The sequence below is a fragment of the Streptomyces sp. NPDC040432 genome, assembly GCF_055595445.1.
The window spans coordinates 99814-120778 of the sequence record NZ_JBVIVP010000007.1 but is presented as its reverse complement, the minus strand read 5'-3'; the positions used below and the strand labels follow the sequence as shown (position 1 = coordinate 120778).

The 20965-nt window shown below is 71.7% G+C and carries 21 protein-coding genes; 13 read left to right on the top strand and 8 right to left on the bottom strand.

The annotated features are described in order from the left end of the window. Positions 1–37: 37 nt before the first annotated feature. The 3 genes from ACZ58N_RS17820 to ACZ58N_RS17810 all read right to left on the bottom strand — a co-directional run bounded on the left by ACZ58N_RS17820 (position 38) and on the right by ACZ58N_RS17810 (position 3315). Positions 38–1828 carry a serine/threonine-protein kinase gene (locus ACZ58N_RS17820; RefSeq protein ID WP_471160373.1) on the bottom strand — a complete coding sequence of 597 codons (1791 nt, stop codon included), beginning with the start codon at positions 1826–1828 and terminating at the stop codon, positions 38–40. Between the two features lie 343 nt (positions 1829–2171). After that, on the bottom strand, positions 2172–2693 hold the full coding sequence (locus ACZ58N_RS17815; protein WP_471160370.1) for a MarR family winged helix-turn-helix transcriptional regulator: 522 nt from the start codon (positions 2691–2693) through the stop codon (positions 2172–2174). Next, on the bottom strand, positions 2686–3315 hold the full coding sequence (locus ACZ58N_RS17810) for a DJ-1/PfpI family protein (RefSeq protein WP_471160367.1): 630 nt from the start codon (positions 3313–3315) through the stop codon (positions 2686–2688). The genes ACZ58N_RS17815 and ACZ58N_RS17810 overlap by 8 nt, the downstream gene beginning before the upstream one ends. Before the next feature lie 236 nt (positions 3316–3551). On the opposite strand from ACZ58N_RS17810, the gene ACZ58N_RS17805 reads away from it, so the two are divergent. The 3 genes from ACZ58N_RS17805 to ACZ58N_RS17795 all read left to right on the top strand — a co-directional run bounded on the left by ACZ58N_RS17805 (position 3552) and on the right by ACZ58N_RS17795 (position 6542). Further along, a complete protein-coding gene (locus ACZ58N_RS17805) occupies positions 3552–4904 on the top strand; it encodes an aminotransferase class III-fold pyridoxal phosphate-dependent enzyme (RefSeq protein ID WP_471160365.1) in 1353 nt (450 codons plus the stop codon). Between the two features lie 152 nt (positions 4905–5056). Beyond that, the gene (locus ACZ58N_RS17800; protein ID WP_471160363.1) at positions 5057–5722 is read left to right on the top strand and encodes a GntR family transcriptional regulator; all 666 of its coding nucleotides are present in this window, start codon (positions 5057–5059) and stop codon (positions 5720–5722) included. Positions 5723–5891: 169 nt separating this feature from the next. Continuing rightward, positions 5892–6542: a hypothetical protein gene (locus ACZ58N_RS17795; protein WP_471160360.1), complete on the top strand. Its 651-nt coding sequence runs from the start codon at positions 5892–5894 to the stop codon at positions 6540–6542. A 158-nt stretch (positions 6543–6700) separates the two neighbouring features. Here the strand turns inward: ACZ58N_RS17795 and ACZ58N_RS17790 are convergent, their stop codons facing one another. Next, positions 6701–7432, bottom strand: a complete 732-nt coding sequence (locus tag ACZ58N_RS17790) for an SLATT domain-containing protein (RefSeq protein ID WP_471160358.1) — start codon at positions 7430–7432, stop codon at positions 6701–6703. A gap of 250 nt (positions 7433–7682) precedes the next feature. Between ACZ58N_RS17790 and ACZ58N_RS17785 the strand changes: the two genes are divergently transcribed. From ACZ58N_RS17785 to ACZ58N_RS17755, 7 genes are all read left to right on the top strand, one after another. Continuing rightward, positions 7683–8027 (top strand): YbaB/EbfC family nucleoid-associated protein, encoded by a 345-nt coding sequence (locus ACZ58N_RS17785; RefSeq protein WP_389699719.1) that lies wholly within the window; start codon positions 7683–7685, stop codon positions 8025–8027. A gap of 122 nt (positions 8028–8149) precedes the next feature. Beyond that, positions 8150–8749, top strand: coding sequence for a recombination mediator RecR (gene recR / locus ACZ58N_RS17780; RefSeq protein WP_471160355.1), 600 nt, complete (start codon positions 8150–8152; stop codon positions 8747–8749). Then, on the top strand, positions 8742–9389 hold the full coding sequence (locus tag ACZ58N_RS17775; protein WP_385582619.1) for a DUF5063 domain-containing protein: 648 nt from the start codon (positions 8742–8744) through the stop codon (positions 9387–9389). The genes recR and ACZ58N_RS17775 overlap by 8 nt, the downstream gene beginning before the upstream one ends. Positions 9390–9534: 145 nt before the next feature. Continuing rightward, positions 9535–10809 carry an aspartate kinase gene (locus ACZ58N_RS17770; protein ID WP_319192213.1) on the top strand — a complete coding sequence of 425 codons (1275 nt, stop codon included), beginning with the start codon at positions 9535–9537 and terminating at the stop codon, positions 10807–10809. Further along, the gene (locus ACZ58N_RS17765; protein ID WP_471160351.1) at positions 10806–11879 is read left to right on the top strand and encodes an aspartate-semialdehyde dehydrogenase; all 1074 of its coding nucleotides are present in this window, start codon (positions 10806–10808) and stop codon (positions 11877–11879) included. The genes ACZ58N_RS17770 and ACZ58N_RS17765 overlap by 4 nt, the downstream gene beginning before the upstream one ends. 169 nt (positions 11880–12048) lie before the next feature. Then, the gene (locus ACZ58N_RS17760) at positions 12049–12831 is read left to right on the top strand and encodes a SigE family RNA polymerase sigma factor (protein ID WP_471160348.1); all 783 of its coding nucleotides are present in this window, start codon (positions 12049–12051) and stop codon (positions 12829–12831) included. Then, positions 12828–13982 (top strand): hypothetical protein, encoded by a 1155-nt coding sequence (locus ACZ58N_RS17755; protein WP_471160345.1) that lies wholly within the window; start codon positions 12828–12830, stop codon positions 13980–13982. Before ACZ58N_RS17760 ends, ACZ58N_RS17755 begins: the two co-directional genes overlap by 4 nt. Here ACZ58N_RS17755 and ACZ58N_RS17750 read toward each other — a convergent pair. Continuing rightward, the gene (locus ACZ58N_RS17750; protein ID WP_471160342.1) at positions 13960–14814 is read right to left on the bottom strand and encodes an SURF1 family protein; all 855 of its coding nucleotides are present in this window, start codon (positions 14812–14814) and stop codon (positions 13960–13962) included. The genes ACZ58N_RS17755 and ACZ58N_RS17750 overlap by 23 nt on opposite strands. A gap of 122 nt (positions 14815–14936) precedes the next feature. Beyond that, entirely contained in the window at positions 14937–16763 is a 1827-nt protein-coding gene (locus ACZ58N_RS17745) for a S9 family peptidase (protein ID WP_471160339.1), read from the bottom strand. Positions 16764–16872: 109 nt separating this feature from the next. Here ACZ58N_RS17745 and ACZ58N_RS17740 point away from each other — a divergent pair, with 109 nt between their 5' ends. From ACZ58N_RS17740 to ACZ58N_RS17730, 3 genes are all read left to right on the top strand, one after another. Continuing rightward, the gene (locus tag ACZ58N_RS17740; RefSeq protein ID WP_471160337.1) at positions 16873–17040 is read left to right on the top strand and encodes a hypothetical protein; all 168 of its coding nucleotides are present in this window, start codon (positions 16873–16875) and stop codon (positions 17038–17040) included. A gap of 166 nt (positions 17041–17206) precedes the next feature. Beyond that, positions 17207–18511 (top strand): cytosine deaminase, encoded by a 1305-nt coding sequence (gene codA, locus ACZ58N_RS17735; RefSeq protein ID WP_471160334.1) that lies wholly within the window; start codon positions 17207–17209, stop codon positions 18509–18511. A 9-nt stretch (positions 18512–18520) separates the two neighbouring features. Further along, positions 18521–19114, top strand: coding sequence for an HD domain-containing protein (locus ACZ58N_RS17730; RefSeq protein ID WP_471160332.1), 594 nt, complete (start codon positions 18521–18523; stop codon positions 19112–19114). A gap of 411 nt (positions 19115–19525) precedes the next feature. Here the strand turns inward: ACZ58N_RS17730 and ACZ58N_RS17725 are convergent, their stop codons facing one another. Further along, entirely contained in the window at positions 19526–20518 is a 993-nt protein-coding gene (locus ACZ58N_RS17725) for a hypothetical protein (protein ID WP_471160329.1), read from the bottom strand. A 7-nt stretch (positions 20519–20525) separates the two neighbouring features. After that, entirely contained in the window at positions 20526–20882 is a 357-nt protein-coding gene (locus ACZ58N_RS17720; protein ID WP_471160327.1) for a nucleotide pyrophosphohydrolase, read from the bottom strand. Positions 20883–20965: the final 83 nt, after the last annotated feature.

The following is a 20965-nucleotide window of genomic DNA, read 5'->3' as shown; positions in this document are numbered from 1 at the left end:
TTGCAGACTCGTTGCCCTCGACGCGCACCGCCCGGGACTACTCCCGGTGATACGTGAGAGGGGGAATGGATGCCTCCTCCAGTTCCCGCCGAAGGGTTCCGTCGGGGAGCAGGCGCAGCCGGCTCCGACTGCCGGAGGTGCACGGGGGAGGGCTGCCCGGGGTGACGGTGGAGGCGTCGAGCTCCACGGGGTCGGGTGCTTGACGCAGGGGAGCCCGCCAGGAGCAGACGTACCCCGGGTTCTCGACACGGAGGGCCATGACGGGATCCCCCACCGAGCCGGCGACGAGGGTCAGGTGCCAGGTCGAGGAACCGTGGGTGGCGCGCCAGGTACCGGTGTAGGCCGCAGGTAGGGTGCCGGGCGCCGCGCTGGGGTTGGCGGACGGCTCAGCGCCACGGCTTTGCGCCTGAGGGTCGGAACGGGGGCCCGGGCTGCCGACGGACGCGGTGGGGGCCGGGTCGGGGGAGGGGCGTTCCGGTTCCGCGCTCATGACGGCGTACACCGAGCCGCCGGCCGCGATGGCGACGATGACGGCGACCACCAGCAGGAACACCGTCGACGCGACATGCGGGCGGGACGAGTCCGGGGAGGCGGTCGCCGGCGCGGGGACGAGGTCGGGAGGCCGCCGCGTCGGGGCGGGTGCGACCGGCAGTGCGTACGGGGGCGCGGCCCGTGCAGCCGGGGCGGGCTCATCAGGTGTCCGAGGGGCGTGAGGGGTCGGCGGTGCGTGAGGGGTCGGTGGTGTCTGAGAGGTGGCCGATAACTGAGGGGTCGACGGTGTCCGGGCAGGCGCTGTCCTGGGCATCCCGGTGGTTCCGGCTATCTGCGGGGTCGGTGCTCGCGGTACCCACGCCTCCTCCGGTTCCGCCGGTTGCGGGGCCCGGTCCGGGCCCCCGTGCTCGCGGTCGAGGAGTTGGGCGGCATGCCGCCCGAGCTGCGCCACCAGCGGTGCGGGAAGCCACGGCTCCGGGGCCCGCCCGTCGGCGGCGACGGTGTTCCCCACCCCGATCCGCGCCGACACCTCCGCCGGATCCGGCCGTGCGGCGGGGTCCTTGTGCAGGCAGGCGGCCACGAGCGGGCGCAACTCCGCCGGTACGCGGTCCAGATCCGGTTCCGCTTCGATGACGCGCAGCAGCAGCCCGGCACCGCCGCCCGGCTGCTGCGCGTCCCCGAACGGCAGCCGGCCGGTGGCCGCGTACGCCAGGAGGGCGCCGAGGCAGAACACGTCACAAGCGGGGGTGATCGGTTCGCCGAGTACCTGTTCCGGAGTCATGAACCCGCGGGCGCCGACGAGTTGTCCGGTCCGGGTGGGACCCGCGTCGGGTTCGCCCGAGGGGCGTTGCGGGGGGCGGGCGATGCCGAAGTCGATGATGCGGGGGCCGTCGACGGTCAGCAGGACGTCGGACGGCTTCAGTTCGCGGTGGATGAGCCCCGCGCGGTGGATGTCCTGGAGGGCGCGGGCCAGGCCGGACGCCAGGACCCGCACGGTACGGACGGGGAGGGGGCCGAAGTCGTGGCTCACGGCCTGGCGCAGGCTGGGGCCGGCGATGTAACCGGTGGCGAACCAGGGGACGTCGGCCTCGGTGTCGGCGTCGAGCACGGGCGCCGTCCAGGCCCCGCCGACGAGCCGGGCGGCGGCGACCTCGTGACGGAACCTGCTGCGGAATTCCTCGTGGCGGGCCAGGGCGGGGTGGACGAGCTTCACGGCGACGGTACGGCCCCGGTCGGACCGGGCGAGGTACACCTGGCCCATGCCGCCGGCGCCGAGTCGGCACAGGAGGCGGTAGGGGCCGATGTGGTGCGGGTCGGCGGGGTGCAGCTGTTCCATCGCGGGGTGGTCCTTCCCCCTGACACTGGCCGGACGGGCCGAGCGTAATGCGGTGGGCTCCGCAGGGGGAGGGACGGTTCCGGCCGCCCGGCCGGTTGCGTCACCCGGACCGGTACAGCCCGTACGTGTCAGCCCGCGGGGCCCGGCACGCTCCGACGGGACCGGACGGGAGCCGACCGCCGGACCCGACCGGACCGCCGGACCCCGACCGGAGCGAACCTGCCCCGACTCAACCCGCCCCGATCCGCCCCGATCCGACCGGACCCCGTCGGATCCGACCCGACCCGACCCGACCCGCCCGGACCCGCCTCCACCCGTCCGGGCAGCAACGTCCCGCGTCGTCCTACGCGTCCGCCGGCGAGGTGATCGCCGCGAGGGCCGTGGAGAGGCGTTCCAGGGCGCGGGCCGTTTCCGCGAACGCCGTCTCGCCCAGTTCCTCGGCGAGACGGATGGCGAGGGCCGCGTGGCCCGGGTGGATGCGGGCGATGGCGGCGCGGCCCTCCTCCGTCGGTCGGAGCAGCTTCGCGCGCCGGTGGGCCGGGTTCGGGACGTACTCGGCGAGTCCCTTCGCCGCGAGCAGGTCCGCGATGCGCTGCACGCTCTGCCGGGTGATGCCCATGGACCGGGCGATGCCCGCGACGGGCAGGGGCTCCCGCATCACGGCTCCCAGGACCTGCCACCACGCGGCCGTGAGGCCGGCCGGCCGGGCCAGTTCCTCGGAGACGGCGAGGAACTGGCCGTTCAGCTGGAAGATCCCGAGCGCGGTGCGGCTCAGCAGGTCCTGCCGAGCCCGCAGCGCCAGCTCGGTCGCCCCGGAGCCCGCGGCCGGCGCCGGATCGTCCACCCGCGGCAGCGGCTCAGGCATCGCCGGCCTCCTCCGCCGCCATCAGGACCGGGTAGGCGCTCGCGTCGGAGTGGTGGAACAGCCGGTACCAGGCGTCCAGGACGTCCGGCTTGTACACGTCGAGGCGGGCGAAGACCTCGCGGGCGAAGGCCACCGGCTCCGTAGGACCGGCCGTGATCAGGTCGCCGTCGGTGACGGCGTCCGCCTCGACGTACTGTTCCGCGCCGCCGTAGCCCGGCTGCCCCGCGAGGTAGAAGGAGATGGCGCTGGTGTGGCGCCGGCCGTCCAGCACGCCTGCGCGGGCGAGTCCCGCGGTGGCTCCGCAGATCGCGGCGACGGGCACCCCGGCGGCCAGGAACTCCTGGGCCTTCGCCGCGAACGGGGCCAGCTCGTCACCGGTGTCCCAGAGGGAGGCGCCGGTGAGGATCAGCAGCGAGGAGTCCTCGGGGCGCAGTTCCGCGAGCGCCAGGTCGGGCTGGACGCGGAGACCGCCCATCGTGGTGATCGGCAGTCCGGCGGCGGGGCCGACCGTACGGATCTCGTGGCCGCGCTGGGTGAGGTGCGCGGTGGTGTGGCCGGTCTCCCAGTCCGCGTAGGTGTCGTAGACGGCGAGGTGGACGGGCTTGCGCGGGTTCTCGCTCATGGTGGTCGCCTCCAGCAGCGTCGATGGGCACGGAAGAGCAAGGAGCAAGGAGCAGGCCCGGGAGCGCCTGCGGTGAAGATGACAATAGACTGTCATTTAGTCAGCATGCTGTCAATGGTCTACCGGGAGGTGGAGCCGATGGCTCCCGGGCGGCAGACAGACTGCCGAGGACGGCCCCCCACCCCCATACAGTCCGCCGATGTCCCTTCCCACCTGCGCACTTCTAGCGTGAACGCATGACCCCTCATGTCACCGGCGCGACCGTGAAGGCCGCCGACCGCGCTCACGTCTTCCACTCGTGGTCCGCCCAAGCCCTGATCGACCCGCTCGCCGTCGCCGGTGCCGAGGGTTCGTACTTCTGGGACTACGACGGGAACCGCTTCCTCGACTTCTCCTCCCAGCTCGTCAACACCAACATCGGCCACCAGCACCCCAAGGTGGTCGCGGCGGTGCAGGAGCAGGCCGGCCGGCTCTGCACCCTCGCGCCCGGCTTCGCCGTGGACGTCCGCTCCGAGGCCGCACGCCTCATCGCCGAGCGCACCCCCGGGGACCTCGACAAGATCTTCTTCACCAACGGTGGCGCCGAGGCCGTGGAGAACGCCGTACGGATGGCCCGGCTGCACACCGGTCGTCAGAAGGTGCTCTCCACGTACCGCTCCTACCACGGCGCCACCGCCGCGGCGATCAACCTGACGGGCGACCCGCGCCGCTGGCCCTCGGACACCGCCTCGGCCGGAGTCGTCCACTTCTGGGGGCCGTTCCTCTACCGCTCGCCCTTCCACGCGACCACCGAGGCCGAGGAGTGCGAGCGCGCGCTCGCCCACCTCGCGGACACCCTCGCCTTCGAGGGCCCGCAGACCGTCGCCGCGATCATCCTGGAGTCGGTGCCCGGCACCGCCGGGATCATGACCCCGCCCGCCGGCTACCTGGCCGGCGTGCGCGAACTCTGCGACCGGCACGGCATCGTCTTCATCCTGGACGAGGTGATGTCGGGCTTCGGCCGGACCGGCAAGTGGTTCGCCGCCGACCACTGGGACGTCACCCCGGACCTGATCACCTTCGCGAAGGGGGTCAACAGCGGATATGTCCCGCTGGGCGGCGTCGCCATCTCCGCCGCCATCGCCGAGACGTTCGCCACACGCCCCTACCCGGGCGGCCTGACCTACTCCGGACACCCCCTGGCCTGCGCCGCGGCCGTCGCGACGATCAACACCATGGAGGAGGAGGGCATCGTCGAGCACGCCGCGCACCTCGGGGAGAACGTGATCGGCCCGGCGCTCGCCGAGATCGCCGAGCGGCACCCGTCGGTCGGCGAGGTCCGGGGCCTGGGGACCTTCTGGGCGCTGGAACTCGTACGGGACAAGGCGACGCGCGAACCGCTCGTCCCCTACAACGCGGCGGGCGCGGCCAACGCGCCGATGGCCGAATTCGCGGCGGCCTGCAAGGCGTCCGGGCTGTGGCCGTTCGTCAACATGAACCGGACGCACGTCGTCCCGCCGTGCACGATCACGGAGGCCGAGGCCAAGGAGGGACTGGCGCTCCTCGACGACGCGCTGGCGATCGCGGACCGGCACACGGTCGGATCCTGAGCGTCCGGATAACGGGCGGTATATCCGCATACCGGCCCCGTGCCGACCATCTCCCAACGGCACGCGGCCCCTTACCGACGCGTAAACCGTTCGGTTTCAGCCGCGCTGCCTGGCCTAAGGTGTCCGAAGATCTATGGAGGAGACGGACCCCTATGCCAGGCAGCGGAGGTGTTACCCGCAACACCCTCAGGCAACAGATCGCGGACGCGCTCCGTGACGAGGTGCTCGCGGGACGTCTTCCGCCGGGCACCGAATTCACGGTCAAGCAGATCGCCGAGCAGTACGAGGTGTCGGCGACGCCGGTGCGCGAGGCCCTCGTGGACCTCGCCGCGCAAGGGCTGTTGGAGTCCGCCACGCACCGGGGGTTCCGCGTCCGCGTCTACTCCGTCGACGACTTCGTCGGCATGATCGAAGCACGGACGCTGATCCTGGACGGCATCTTCCGCCGGCTGGTCGAGCGCGGCACCGCACCCGGCGCGTGCGAGATGTTGGTGTCGGTGCGCCGCCGGGCCGAGGAGGCGCGCAAGGCCGCGCGGAGCGGCTCCCTCGAAGTGCTGATCGGCTACGACCTGCGGTTCTGGCGGGAGCTGAGCGGGCTGGTCGGCAACACGTACATATCCGAGTTCCTGCACCGCATCAGGGTGCAGTGCTGGGTCTTCTCCGTGCCCTACCTCCAAAGGGCGCCGGAACTGCGGACGGCGCTCTGGGACGGGCACAACGAGCTGGTCGAGGCCGTGACGCTGGCCGACGCCGACGAGGTGCGGCGCATCGTGCGCGCCTACAACCAGCACGGGCTGGACTGGGCCGCGGGGCTCTGAGCCCCGGCGTCGCGGCGTAGTGGCGCCGTCCCCGCTCCCTCGCCCGCCCCGTCGATGGGCACCGCTCTCCCCCGGGTCCTTGCGCACCCCTTCGCGGAGCGTGTCCGGCGCACTACGCTGGCGGGATCAGTGGCAGTCGACACGACTGATCCGACCGATCGGAGCCCGCGTGGCCTGTGACCTGTGGCTGGTCCCCCTCGTCGATGTGCTGTGCCACAGCCCCGACAATCCCTTCGCGGAGGAAATCGCCTCGTACGACAAGGCGTTGGGCGAGGCGGGTCTGCCGTCCGTCCCCGTGTTCGCGTACATGCCGGGCCTGAGCGGGGACGTGGCCCCCGTGGCCGGTTTCGACTACGACGCGCTGCACTTCCTGCGGCGCGCCTACCTGCTGCAGATCTGCGGTCTGCCGGTGACGCCGGTGGACGAACTGGGCGGGGACTACGAGCAGCTGCTGGAGATGTTCGAGCCCACGGCGCAGCAGTCCCACCTGGTGTGGCACTACGACCACGCCGGGGCCTACGTGCCGGTGGACTTCGCGTCCCCGCTGGCCAACGAGGAGCTGTTGGCCGGGGGCGGACCGCTGGGCTCGGCGCAGGGGCTGCTGAGGGAGCTGGCCGTCGTGGCCCCGGCCATCGGGATCGACCCGGGGAACCCGCCCGCCGCCCCGGCGCCGCCGGGGCGGCCGACGTCGCTGGAGGAGTCGGCGGGGCCGATCCCGTACGACGAGAGCCCCTTCGCCCGGGAGCGGCACGTGTGGCTCGGGCTGCACGCGGCGGCGACGCGCAGCCTCGGACAGGGATCGATGATCATCTTCAGCTGACCCGGGCGACCGGGGCGACCCGGCATGACCCTCAGGCCTCGACAGGGCCCGTCAAGCCTCGACAGGGCCCGGCAGAATCCGGCAGGGCCCGGCCGCGGTGCGGTGCGGGGCGCACCGTCCCGCACCCTCCGTCCCCGCCCGCGCGCCGCCCCCGAAGATCACCGCGGCTGCTCCGGAGGACGCTGTCGCGGCATGTTCGGGCGGGTGCCCGGGGGCAGGGGGAAGCGGGCCGGGGGGATGCCGGGGTCGGGGCGCGCGGCGGAGCCGCCCAGGGACTGCATCACCAGCGGCGCCGGGCCCGCGCGGAACTCGACCATCCAGTCCGCCGTCTCCGAGCGCACGAGCTCCGTCACGTCCTCCGAGAAGCGCCGCAGCACCGTCAGGCAGCGCTCGGCGGCCTCGCTCGCGGTGCCCTCGGTCGGGCCCAGTACCTCGCGGACGTTCTCGGAGGCCCAGTCGAACTGGAGCGTCTGGAGGCGCCGCTGCACGGCCTGCGCGGTCGCCACGTCCCGCATCCATCCCGAGGTGAGCCCGAAGAACCGGTCGCAGGCCAGGCAGGCGGCGGCGAACAGCAGGCACAGGTACCCGTACGCGGACGCGCCCGGCGCCGAACCCGTCAGCTCCAGCAGGGGCATCGCCGCTCCCGTGACGGCACCCACGGCCGCGCCCACCCGCAGGGTGCGCGCCCCGCGGCGCTTCCACGCCCGGTCGGACAGATACCACTCGGCGGTGCGCAGCGCGTCCGCCTCGACCCGCCGGTAGAGCTCGTCGAGCCGCTCGGCGGGTTCGCCCCAGTCCCCGAGCGGGAACGGCCGGCCGGTCAGGTCGCCGTCGCCGTCCTCTGCGGGATCCCGGGGTGGCCCCTCGGGCTGCATCTCCGGCTGACTCACCCGGCACTCCCTCTGCCTGCGCTGACGTGTCGTGGTGCGCGTGTGCGCAATGGTGCGCATGCTCTTCCTACCTTCGAATGACACGCGATGGACGACGAATACCCGGTTTTCCGCCCGCACGGAGGGCCCCAGCAGGGACGCGCACGCCGTATGTCTCACTCGAAAGAGTTGGTCCTCCCGGCGTAGGGCGCGCCGCGCGGGGACCACGTAGGCTCGGATTGACCAAGCGTTCCGAAGGAGTGAGTGCCCTGTGATTCCCGGTGGTGGCCAGCCCGACATGCAGCAGCTGCTCCAGCAGGCCCAGAAGATGCAGCAGGATCTCGCCGCGGCTCAGGAGGAGCTGGCCGGTGCGGAGGTCGAGGGCCAGTCCGGCGGCGGGCTGGTGAAGGCGACCGTCACCGGTTCCGGTGAACTGCTCGCATTGGTGATCGATCCGAAGGCCGTCGATCCGGAGGACACCGAGACCCTTGCCGACCTGGTGGTCGCCGCCGTTCAGGCGGCCAACGAGAACGCCAGGGCGCTCCAGGAGCAGCGGATGGGTCCGCTGGCCCAGATGCTCGGCGGCGGCAGCGGCATTCCCGGCCTGCCGTTCTAGCGCCGGGGCGCCACAGGCGGCACACCGCACGACCGACGAGCCGCCCGACCGCCCCGACACCCCCGAACCGACATCGACGAACCCGAACCCGAACCCCATACAGAGCGAGAGAAGGCAGTCCGTTGTACGAAGGCGTGGTCCAGGACCTGATCGACGAACTGGGCAGGCTGCCCGGCGTCGGGCCCAAGAGCGCGCAGCGGATCGCCTTCCACGTCCTGCAGGCCGAGCCGACCGACATCCGCCGCCTCGCGCACGCGCTGCTGGAGGCCAAGGACAAGGTCCGCTTCTGCGCGGTCTGCGGGAACGTGGCGCAGGAGGAACGGTGCGGCATCTGCCGCGACCCGCGCCGCGACAACACGGTCATCTGCGTGGTCGAGGAATCGAAGGACGTCGTCGCGATCGAGCGGACGCGTGAGTTCCGGGGCAAGTACCACGTCCTCGGCGGCGCGATCAGCCCGATCGAGGGCGTCGGCCCGGACGACCTGCGGATCCGGGAACTGCTGACGCGCCTGGCGGACGGTACGGTCACCGAGCTGATCCTGGCGACCGACCCGAACCTGGAGGGCGAGGCGACCGCCACCTACCTCGCCCGCATGATCAAGCCCATGGGCCTCAAGGTCACCCGCCTGGCCAGCGGGCTCCCCGTAGGGGGAGATCTGGAGTACGCGGACGAGGTCACGCTCGGGCGGGCCTTTGAAGGAAGGCGACTTCTCGATGTCTGACGCAACGCTGCACGCCCTCGGCCAGGATCCGGACGACTTCGCCGCCTCGATCGCGGACCAGATCGAGTCGTTCATCGTCGCGGTCACCATGGTGGCCAAGGGCGAGGACCCGGACAGTGCCGTGCCCTTCCTCCTCCTGGAGGTGTCCCAGCTGCTGCTGGCGGGCGGCCGGCTGGGCGCGTACCAGGACGTCCTGCCCGAAGAGCGCTACGAGCCGGACCTGGGCCCGGAGCCGGACGTGGACGACCTGCGCGAGCGGTTCGCGATCATGCTGGAGCCGGTCGACGTCTACTCCGAGGTGTTCGACCCGTACGAGCCGCGCAAGGCGCCCGTCCCGCACCGGATCTCCGACGACCTGGCCGATGTGGTCGCCGACCTGCGGCACGGCCTCATCCACCACCAGGCCGGCCGGATCACCGAGGCGCTGTGGTGGTGGCAGTTCTCGTACTTCACCAACTGGGGGCCTACGGCCTCGGCCACGCTCCGCGCCCTCCAGTCGCTGATCGCGCACGTCCGACTCGACCAGCCGCTGGCGGCCCTGGACGGGCTGGACACGGACGAGGACATCACCGAGGACGATCTGGCGGAACAGGCCGGGCGGGTCATGGCGGAGGAACTGGGCGGCCTGGGCCGTACCTGAGGGGCCGCGCGGCGGCCCCGGCGGGACCCGCGGGCGCAACCGCTCCGCTGATCCTTTCGTCTCATGATGTGGCACGAGGCGGTCGTATCGCGGCCGCTCGTTAGACTGCATCCGGAAAATGAGACGAACCGAGCGAGGAGCGCACGTGGGCCTTGTCGTGCAGAAGTACGGAGGCTCCTCCGTAGCCGATGCCGAAGGCATCAAGCGCGTCGCCAAGCGGATCGTGGATGCCAAGAAGAACGGCCACCAGGTGGTCGTCGTGGTTTCCGCGATGGGCGACACTACGGACGAGCTGATCGATCTCGCCGAGCAGGTATCTCCGATGCCTGCCGGGCGTGAGTTCGACATGCTGCTGACCGCCGGAGAGCGGATCTCCATGGCCCTGTTGGCCATGGCGATCAAAAACCTGGGCCACGAGGCCCAGTCGTTCACCGGCAGCCAGGCGGGCGTGATCACCGACTCGGTGCACAACAAAGCGCGCATCATCGATGTGACGCCGGGCCGTATCCGCACCGCGTTGGACGAGGGCAACATCGCCATCGTCGCCGGCTTCCAGGGCGTGTCCGCGGACTCGAAGGACATCACCACCCTCGGCCGCGGCGGCTCGGACACCACGGCCGTGGCGCTGGCCGCGGCGCTGGACGCCGAGGTCTGCGAGATCTACACCGACGTCGACGGCGTCTTCACCGCGGACCCCCGCGTCGTGAAGAAGGCCAAGAAGCTCGACTGGATCTCCTCCGAGGACATGCTGGAGCTCGCGGCCTCCGGTTCCAAGGTGCTGCTGCACCGCTGCGTCGAGTACGCGCGCCGTTACAACATCCCGATCCACGTCCGCTCGTCCTTCTCCGGACTGCCGGGCACCTGGGTCAGCAACGAGAATCCGCAAGGGGACGCGCAGGTGGAGCACGCCATCATCTCCGGAGTCGCGCACGACGTCTCCGAAGCCAAGATCACCGTCGTCGGGGTCCCGGACAAGCCGGGTGAGGCCGCGGCGATCTTCCGCGCCATCGCGGACGCCGAGATCAACATCGACATGATCGTGCAGAACGTCTCGGCGGCCTCCACGGGCCTCACGGACATCTCCTTCACCCTCCCCAAGGCCGAGGGCCACAAGGCCATCGACGCCCTGGAGAAGGCGAAGGGCCAGATCGGCTTCGACTCCCTGCGCTACGACGACCAGATCGGCAAGATCTCGCTGGTCGGCGCGGGGATGAAGACGAACCCGGGCGTCACCGCCTCGTTCTTCCAGGCACTGTCCGACGCGGGCGTCAACATCGAGCTGATCTCGACCTCCGAGATCCGCATCTCCGTCGTGACCCGCCAGGACGACGTGAACGACGCCGTCCGCGCCGTGCACACGGCGTTCGGGCTCGACTCCGACAGCGACGAGGCCGTCGTCTACGGAGGCACCGGACGATGAACCTGCCCCGGTCCTCCGGCCCGGCGCTCGCCGTGGTCGGGGCGACCGGAGCGGTTGGTTCGGTCCTGCTCCGGATCCTGTCCCAACGGGCGGACATCTGGGGCGGGATACGTCTGATCGCCTCTTCGCGCTCGGCCGGCCGCGTGCTGACCGTGCGCGGCGAGGAGACCGAGGTGATCGCCCTCACCGAGGACGCCTTCGACGGCCTCGGCGTGGGCGATGTCGTGCTCTTCCTGACCCCGGACGAGGTCTCGGCGCGCTGGGCCCCCGTCGTGGCCGCGCGCGGCGCCGTCGTGGTGGACCGCTCCGCCGCCTTCCGGGACGACCCCGAGGTGCCCCTGGTGGTGCCCGAGGTGAACGGCCACGCCGTACGGATCCGTCCGCGCGGCATCGTCGCCGGCCCCGACTGCGTGACCGCCGCGATGATCGCCGCGCTGGGCGCGCTGCACGCCGAGTACGCGCTGACCGACCTGGCCGTCTCCTCCTACCAGGCCGCCGGCGCGGCGGGCCGGGCCGGCTCCGAGGCCCTGCGCCGCCAGATGTCGCTCGTGGCCGGAACCTCCCTGGGCGAGCAGCCCGGCGACGTCCGTCGGGCCGTCGGTGAGGACACCGGTCCGTTCGCCGCGCCGCTCGCGCTGAACGTCGTCCCCTGGTCGGGCGAGCTGTGCGAGGACGGCTGGTCCTCGCACGAGCTGGCCGTACGGGCGGAGACCCGCCGGATCCTCGAACTGGACGCGCTGCCCGTCGCCGTGACGTGCGTACAGGTCCCCGTCGTCACCGGCCATTCCCTCACCGTGCGCGCCCGGTTCGAGCGGGAGGTCGACGCGGTGCACGCCCGGGAGATCCTGGAGGCCGCGCCCGGGGTGGTCCTCGTCGACGACCCGGCCGCGGGCGAGTTCCCGACGCCGGCGGACGCCGCCGGGACGGATCCGGCCTGGGTGGGACGGGTGCGCCGCTCGCTCGACGACACCCACTCCCTTGAGTTCTTCGTGTGCGCCGACAACCTGCGCAAGGGCGCCGCCCTGAATGCCGCTCAGATCTCGGAACTCATCGCGGGTGAATTCGCGTAAATCGCTTTGTAGGATCGGTGGCGATCCCTTGATCAAGGTGATGGCCCGACTGCCGCCTGGACAAACGGGGCAACCGGGAAGAGCGGGTACGCATGAGGGCAACGAGAAAAACGCAAAGGACTCTGCCTCGCGCGTACAACCCTGACGGAGGGATACGTGTCCAAAGGGCGTGGCAGAGGCATTGCTCGACTTCGCCGTCGTACCCGCACGCACCGGAATCGTCCCGTCGCGGCGACGCGCCGGCACACCCGGCGGCTTCCCCGTGATCGTTCCCGTACCGCCGGCCGGTGCTCCGCCCGCCACGCCCTCCGCCCTGCCGACCCCGGGCGGCCGCGTGCCCTCGCCCCGCGATAGCGCGGGTACGGTCGGCACGCCCGCGGACACGACGGCGACGGGGGAGCCCGCCACCGGGACGTCGGCCGCCGAGCAGGCCGCCGCCGAGAAGCCCGTCGTCGCGGGGACCACGGTCGATCACCTCACCGAGACCTACCGGGCCCACTACCGGTCGCTCCTCGGCCTGGCCGCGCTCCTCCTCGACGACACCGCCTCCTGCGAGGACGTCGTCCAAGAGGCCTTCATCCGCGTCCACTCGGCGCGCAACAGGGTCCGGGACCGGGACAAGACCCTCGCCTACCTGCGCCAGACCGTCGTGAACCTCTCGCGCTCCGCCCTGCGCCGCCGCATCCTCGGCCTGAAGCTCCTCTCGAAGCCGATGCCGGACATGGCGAGCGCCGAGGAGGGCGCGTACGACCAACTGGAACGCGACGACCTGATCAAGTCGATGCGGGGACTCCAGCGCCGACAGCGCGAGGTGCTGGTGCTGCGCTACTTCGCGGACATGACGGAGGTCCAGGTCGCCGAGACGCTCGGCATATCGCTCGGCTCGGTCAAGGCGTACGGTTCGCGGGGCATTGCCGCGCTGAGGGTGGCGATGGAGGCTGCGCAGTCATGACGGACGACCACAAGAATCCGACCGGCCCGGTGGCGACCGCCGGGCACGACGGTGACGAACAGGCCCTACGGAGCCTGCTGGCCGGTGCCGTCCAGGGCCTGGAGCCCTCCGAGGGCGCGCTGGAGCGGCTGCGTCAGGCGGTGCCCGCCCGCAGGGCCCGCAAACGCCAGGCCGTCGTAGGGGCGGCAGCGGCCGTACTGCTGGCCGCCACCGGGGTTCCGGCGGCCCTGCACCTGGGGGGCGAGCAGGGAACCACCACGGACCACTCGACGATGGCCGGGCACGGTCAGGCACAGGGCGGGAGGACCGAGGACCCCGCGGAGCCCCGCCACAACGGGGCCGGGGCCGGCAACCAGCCGAAGCCGACCCGGTCCACCGGCCCGACACCGCAGGACGGCACGGGCGAACCGACGTCGCCGCAGGCCGATGGATCCGCGTCCGGCGGCGTCACGGCCGGCCCGTCCGGCACCGCCACGGCGGGCGCGGCGACCGGGGCCGGCCCGGGGAGCGAACAGACGCCCCCGCCGGCGGCCCCCGGAACGGTCCCCGCCTGCACCTCCGAGCAGTTGGGCGTGCGGGGCAGCGCCCGCGCTCCCGAGAGCGACGGCAAGGTGTACGGCAGCTTCAAGGTCACCAACGTGTCGGCACGCGGTTGTACCGTCACCGGCCCGGACCGGGTGACGGCCGCCTCGCTGGCGACGACGCCGCCCGCGCAGGGCCCCGCGGTGACGGTGACGGGCCACCGCGAGGGGGATCCCGCGAGCGGGCTGCTGCCGGCCCCGTCGGCGGAGACGCCCCAACTGGTGCTCGACCCGAACAGCGCCTACGAGGTGCGCTTCGCCTGGGTGCCGACCGCCGAGTCCTGTCCCGCGTCGACGCCGAACCCCTCGGGGAAGCCCGCGGAGCAGGGCGGCCCGGTCCAGGGGCCGGCCGGTTCGGCGGACCCGGCGGCCGCGAGCGGGACGGGCGCGAGCCCGGCCGCGGCGGCGGACGCCCTCAGCGGTTCCACGGCGCCCGACCCGGCGGGCGTGGAGGTGTCCCACACGCCCAGCACGCCGCTGGCGGGGGCTCCGGTCACACACACCACGATCCCGGCGGCCTGCGGCGGGACGGTCTACAGAACGGGCATCATCGCGCCTGCGGCGCCGTAGCGGAGGACGCGTCCGGGACGTCGGGTACGTCCGGGACGGGTTCACCGGTCGTGGCCCGCGCCGGGGCGGCGACCGGGGTGGCCGGCAGCAGGCCGGCTTCGGCGTCGCGCAGGGTCTCCACCTCGCGGCGGTACAACCGGAACCACATGAAGATGACGAAGGCGACGAAGACGAACCACTCGCCGGTGTAGCCGAGGTTCTGGAAGGCCTTCAGGTCGAGGCCGGTGTTGTTCGGGGCCTTCGCGGGGACCGGGGTCATGCCGTCGACGGGTGTCTGCACCGTCAGCCAGGCGTCGTACAGGGGGTCGTGCACCAGGTTGACCAGCGTGGCCGACCCGATCACCCCGAGCTGCCCCTCCGGCAGGCCGCCCTGCGAGTGGACGCCCTTGGTCCCCGAGTTCTCCGATGACTGCAGGGCGCCGCTGACCTCGACCCGTCCGGTCGGCGGGGCCGGGGCCTTCGCCGCGTCCGCCGGTCCCGGCAGCCAGCCCCGTACGACGGGGAGGGTCCGGCCCGAGTCGGTGCGCAGCAGGGTCAGGACGTAGAAGCCCTGTTCGCCGTCGAGCCGGCGCTCGGGGACGAGCAACTGGCGCCCGTACTCACCGGCGGTGGAGGCGAGCCGTCCGGAGGTCTCCGTGGTCACCGGCAGCAGCGAGTCCAGCGGCGCCGCCGCCCGGTCGGCGGGCCGCTCCGCGGTCGCCTCCCGGTGGCTGCCGACGCGATCCTCGAAACGGCCGAGCTGCCAGGACCCCATGAACAGGCAGAAGGGGATGGCGAGCGCGACGAAGACGTTGATCCCCCACCAGCGCGGGGTCAGGAGAAACCGGTGCACCCCACCACCGTACGGGGGGTGCGGGGCCGCCCCGCCTCCGGGGCTCGGCCCCGCACCCCGCCCCACCGCCCGCGGGCGGCCGGACGGGGCGGGTACGGGCGGGGCCCCGGACGGGCCCGGGATCAGACCTTCAGGTGCTTGAGGGCGAATTCGAGGTCCATCCGGACCTGCTTGATGCGCTCCTCGACGACCAGCGAGCCGTGTCCGGCGTCGTAGCGGTACACCTCGTGGACCGCGCCGCGGGCGGCGAGGCGGTCGACGTAGTTGTCGATCTGACGGATCGGGCAGCGCGGGTCGTTGACCCCGGCGGCGATGTGCACCGGAGCCGTGACGGCGTCGACGTACGTCAGCGGCGAGGAGGCCTCGAAGCGCTCGGGGACCTCCTCCGGGGTGCCGCCGAACAGCGTGCGGTCCAGGGCCTTCAGGGCCTCCATCTCGTCGTGGTACGCCGTGACGTAGTCCGCGACGGGGACGCCGGCCAGGCCCACGGCCCAGGCGTCGGGCTGGGTGCCGAGGCCGAGCAGGGTCAGATAGCCGCCCCAGGACCCCCCGGACAGGACGAGGCGGGCCGGGTCGGCGAGGCCGGAGGCCACGGCCCACTCCCGGACGGCCGCGACGTCCTCCAGCTCGATCAGGCCGACGCGGTGTTTGAGGGCGTCGGTCCACTCCCGGCCGTAGCCGGTGGAGCCGCGGTAGTTGACCCGGACCACCGCGAAGCCGTGGTCGAGCCAGGCGGCCGGAGTGGCGAGGAAGGAGTCGCTGTCGTGCCAGGTGGGCCCGCCGTGGATCTCGAAGATGGTCGGGAAGGGGCCCTCGCCGTGGCCCGTCGGGCGCTGCGCGAGGGCGTGGATGCGGCCGCCGGGGCCGTCCACCCACACGTCCTCCACCGGAACCGAGCCCGGCGGCCGGAAACCGGGCGGGTCGAGCACGACGACGCCGGCGGTGGAGCGGACGGAGGCCGGTTCGGCCGCCGAGGACCACTGGTACTCGACGGTGCCGTCCGGGCGGGCCGTCGCGCCCGACACCGAACCCGGAGGCGTGTCCACCCGTACGAGCTCCCGCGCGGCCAGGTCGTAGCGCCACAGCTCGCTGCGCGCCTCGAAGCTGTGCGCGATCAGCAGGGCGGACCCGTCCGGGTACCACTCGGCGCTGACGTCCCCGGGCAGCTCGATCGCCAGGTCCTCCTCGGCGCCGCTGCTGACGTCCCAGACCATCGGCTCCCAGCGGCCGCGCCGCTGGTGGCCGACCAGGAGGCGGGTGTCCCCGGCGACGGGTGCGAAGCCGAGCACCTCCAGGCCGAGCTCCTCCGTGCCGCCGCGGGAGTCGTCGAGCTCGGCGACGGTGGCCCCGTCGAGAGTGACGACGCGCAGCGCCGAGTGCATGGCGTCACCGTGTTCGGTGTGCTCGATGGCGAGGAGGGTGCCGTCACGGGAGAGGTCGCCGACACCGGCGGATTCGCGGTGCCGGTAGACGACGGTGGGGGCGCTGCCGTCCGGCCGGACGACGTGGATGGTCGATCCGTCCTCGTCAGTGGACCGGCCGACGACGGCCGTGCCGTCCCGGCCGATGGCGAGGCCGGCCGAGTAGGAGGGTTCCAGGCCGGGCGTGGCGGGTTCGTCGGCGCCGCCGGCGAACGGCTGGCGGACCCAGGTGCCGAACTCGTCGCCGTCAGTGTCGGAGAACCACCAGATCCACTCGCCGTCGGGGGAGAGGGTGCCGTCGGTGGTGCCGTTGGGGCGGTCGGTGGCCTGGCGCTGGGCGCCGGTGGCGCGGTCCCAGGCGTAGAGCTCGTAGGTGCCGGTCGCGTTGGACACGAAGAGCGAGCGGTCCGGGGCGTCCTCGGCCCATTCGGGCAGGCCTACGCGCGGAGCCCGGAAGCGCTTCTCCCAGTCGGGCATCTCTCGCGTCTCGGGGGTGTCGCCGGGGGTCACATCGCTGTCGCTGGTCATGCCCTCCATTCTTGCCGCACCGGCGCCGCTGACGCGTCGAGATGCCGACGGGGCCGAACGGGCGCATGGTGGTGGGCGTACGTCGATCGCTGACGAGAGGGTGTTGATCATGGCCAAGAAGGCGCGCGGCGGTCACCACGGCCACCAGGACTCCGAGCGTGCGATGGCGAAGAACACGGCGGCCGAGGCGCGTGCCAAGGCCGCGGTCAGAGACGTGCAGTCGGTCGCCGCGAAGACGCGGGGCATGCAGCAGAAGGCCCAGGCGAAGCGCGGCTGAACCAGCCGCGCCCCCCGGCCCCCGCACCGCACGTGGCCCGCTGTTTCACGTGAAACAGCGGGCCACGTGCGGTGCGCCACTCCCCGTGGGGCGACCTGCCGGGCGACCTGCCGGGCGAACGCGGCGTTTCACGTGAAACGAAGACCCGCGTCCGTACGCTGGCCGCATGCGGATGATCGTCCGGGGTGCCCGGCTGCTCGACACACCAGCGCACGCCCTCTCCGACGTGGAAGTCGGTGAGGACGGCCGGATCGCACGGGTGGTCCCGCACGACGACCAGAAGGAACCCCCGGCGACCGGGATCCTGATCGAGGCCCACGGTGACCTCCTCACCACCCCCTTCGTCGAGCCCCACATCCACCTGGACACGGCCCTCACGGCCGGGCAGCCCCGGCCCAACGCCTCCGGCACCCTCTGGGAGGGCATCGCCTGCTGGAGCGAACGCAAGCGGACCCTGACCCGTGAGGACGTCATCGACCGGGCGACCGAGGTGCTGCGCTGGCAGGCGGCCAACGGGGTGCTGCACGTGCGCACCCACTGCGACGTCACCGACCCCTCCCTCACCGCGCTCGACGCCCTGCTGGAGGTCCGTGACCGGGTGCGGGAGGTCATGACGCTCCAGATCGTCGCCTTCCCCCAGGAGGGCATCGACTCCTTCCCCGACGGCGCGGCGCTGCTGCGCGAGGCCGTGGCCCGCGGGGCGGACGTCGTCGGGGCCATCCCGCACTTCGAGGACACCCGCGAGGACGGGATCGCCTCACTGGGGAAGGCCTTCGCGCTGGCCGAGGAACACGGGCTGCGCGTCGACGCCCACTGCGACGAGATCGACGACGAACAGTCCCGCTTCGTGGAAACCCTGGCCACCCTGGCCATGCGCACGGGCCTGCGCGACCGTGCGACCGCCTCGCACACGACGGCCATGGGCTCCTACAACGGCGCCTACGCGTTCAAGCTCCAACGGCTGCTGTCCCGCTCGGGCATCAACCTCGTCTCCAACCCCTTCGCGAACCTCAACCTCCAGGGCCGGTTCGACGCCTATCCCAAGCGGCGCGGCCTCACCCAGGTCAAGGAGATGCTGGTGGCAGGCGTCAACGTGGCCTTCGGCCACGACGACGTGATGGACCCCTGGAACGCGCTGGGCACGGCCAACCCGCTCCAGACCGCCCTCGTCGGGGTCTACGCCGCCCAGCTCACCGGAGCGGACGAGATCCCCCTCGCCTTCTCGATGGTGACGGACCGTGCGGCCCGGGTGCTGGGCCTCGACGCCTCCGAGTACGGGATCCACGAGGGCGCCCCGGCGTCCTTCGTGCTGCTGCCCGCCCCCACCCCGCAGGAGGCGATCCGCCGACAGGTCCGACCCCGGTACGTGGTCGCCCGGGGCGCAGTCCTCGCGCGGACGCCCGCACAACCGACCCTGCTGAACTGGCCGGGCGAGACCCCCTCCGAAGTGGACTTCACCCGGGGAACCTAGGGTGCGGCCATGACACGGACCCGGTACGAACTCGACTCCCGCGCGGCCCGATCCGCCTTCGAGACCGCTTCGGAGTACGCCGACGCGGCCCTGCTCAACCACTCCGTCCGCTCCTACGCCTTCGCCGCCGAGTACGCGCGCCAACGGGGGATCGCGTACGACGAGGAACTCCTCTACGTCAGCGCCCTGCTGCACGACCTGGGCCTGACCGTGCCGTTCGACAGCCACACCCTGCCCTTCGAGGAGGCCGGCGGGCACGTGGCCCGGGTGTTCACGGCGGGACTGGGCTGGGCGCCCGCCCGCCGCGCCCGCGCGCAGGAGGTGATCGTCCTGCACATGCGGGACGACGTCGGCGCCGCCGAGGACGCGGAGAGCCACCTCCTCCAGGTGGGTACCAGCGCGGACGTCTCGGGGCTGCGCGTCACGGAGTTCGACCCGTCGTTCACGGCCGGACTGCTGTCCGCGTACCCGCGGCTGGGCTTCGGCGCGGCCTTCCTCGCGCTCGTCGAGGACCAGGCCGCACGGAAGCCGGCGTGCGCGGCCGCCGCCTACGTCGCGGGCGGCGCCGCGTCCCGTATCGCGGCGAACCCGCTGGACCACTGACCACCACGGCCCCGCCCCGCCACCCCGGGGCCGGGGCCGCGGCCGGGGCCGAACAAGGCCCCCTCGTACCCACCGGAACCGTCCGGACATGAAAACAGGTCAGGTGGCCTACTCATTGAGTAGGCCACCTGACCTGGTACTACAGTGTCGGGGTGGCGGGATTTGAACCCACGACCTCTTCGTCCCGAATGAGGTCGGGGCTGTTGCTCGACCTGCCATAATCGCCATAGCCGCAGTTCAGAGGCTTGGGCTACATCGGTCTCGAAGCCTGCTAGGAGGCCTGCCGAGCCAGGTTTTCTCCCGAGATTCTCCCAGCGCCCGTCGGCGCTCGAGTCGCGGGGTGACGACGGTGATCAGTCGAGGATGAATCGCCTGCGAACCCGGTCGTCCAACTACCGTGCATGGGCGGGCTCAGGCGGGCGGCAGTTCCTTAAAGGTGTGCGTGCGGTGCCACTCATAGTAGGGGTCGCGCTGCGGGGTCCACCAGGTGACGATGCGGCCCGCCAGCCGTTCTTGGATGTGCGTGACGATCTCTGGAATGTCTGCCGCGAGAGCGCTGACCTTGATATCGCCTCCTTCCGCGACGGTGACGTATCCGTGTTCGTACAGGGCGTCACAGCCGAGGGTGCAGGCGAGCATGGCGATGTTCGCCAGGTCGCGCTTCTCGTCGTCCGTGCACATCGCCCTCTTCTTGATGTGCGCCCCTATCAGGAACGTGCCGGGAAGCTCTCGACCGCACAGGGCACACTCTCCGGTCAGACCCGGGAGGAGACGCCGCTTGAGTGCTGCCTGCTCTCCGCGCTGAGCTCGGGTGGCTTTACGCTCAAGCTCGCCGTCGTAGGCCGCGACGGCCTCTTCGTCTTGTTCGACGTTGTCCTGCTGGACGGCAGCCGGCGCGGGGTCGAGGGTGAGGTAGGTCTGGAGGGCGTCGCTCTCCTCCTCACCCAAGACGGTGATGCCCATGATGTTGCGGTTCGGGTTCCAGCCGAGCAAACTGCGGATCTCGGCAACGGGGATGTCGAAGCCGCGGGTTCCGGATAGGGCGTACATGTACTCCCAGGTCTGGCCCTCGTCATTCGTCTCCCACAGCTCTTTCGCCAGCTCGCTGCTACGCCACATCAGGGCGATGGTGCCGCCGAGGTAGAGCTTCTTGTCGCCGGTGAAGAACACCCAGTCACCTGGGCTCATCTTCTTCACGTGCGCGACGTTGACGTTCTTCTTACCGGGGACGACACCCCACATCTGCGCCTGCCCTGAGGGGAACAGCTGCTTGAGCTGCTCGACGACCTCGGGCTCCAGGAGATGGGCATGGGCAGCGATGTCGACGGGACTGGCAATGGTGTCTTCGTAGTGCTTGTTGACGACCTTCTCGGACCGGCGTGCCGGCTGCATGACGATGCGCATCGTTGGTTCAACCCCCCAGTTGCGTGTACTTGTCCGCCCGGCCGCGTGCCCGATCGACTGGATACTTACGGCCGTTGACCTCAATCTTCTCAAGCAGAGCCTGTTCCAGGTCAATTTCGAGGACGTCGGCCATCCTCAGCAGGTAGGCGAAAACGTCGGCGACTTCTTCGCGTACTTGGGTCGCCTTCTTCGGATCGCTCATGACGGTGGCGGACTCCTCGGGGGTCAGCCATTGGAAGATCTCAAGCAGCTCACCGGTCTCCCCGGACAGGGCCATGACCAAGTTCTTGGCGGTATGGAACTGTTCCCACTCGCGCTCGGCGGCGAATTGTGCCAAGGCCTGCTGCAGCGATCGGATCGTCATGATCAAGAAGTACCAGACCCCACTGACCACGGAACACGAGCCCTTGGGGACCCTGTCTTCAGTGCCGCCTGGTATAGCTCTGG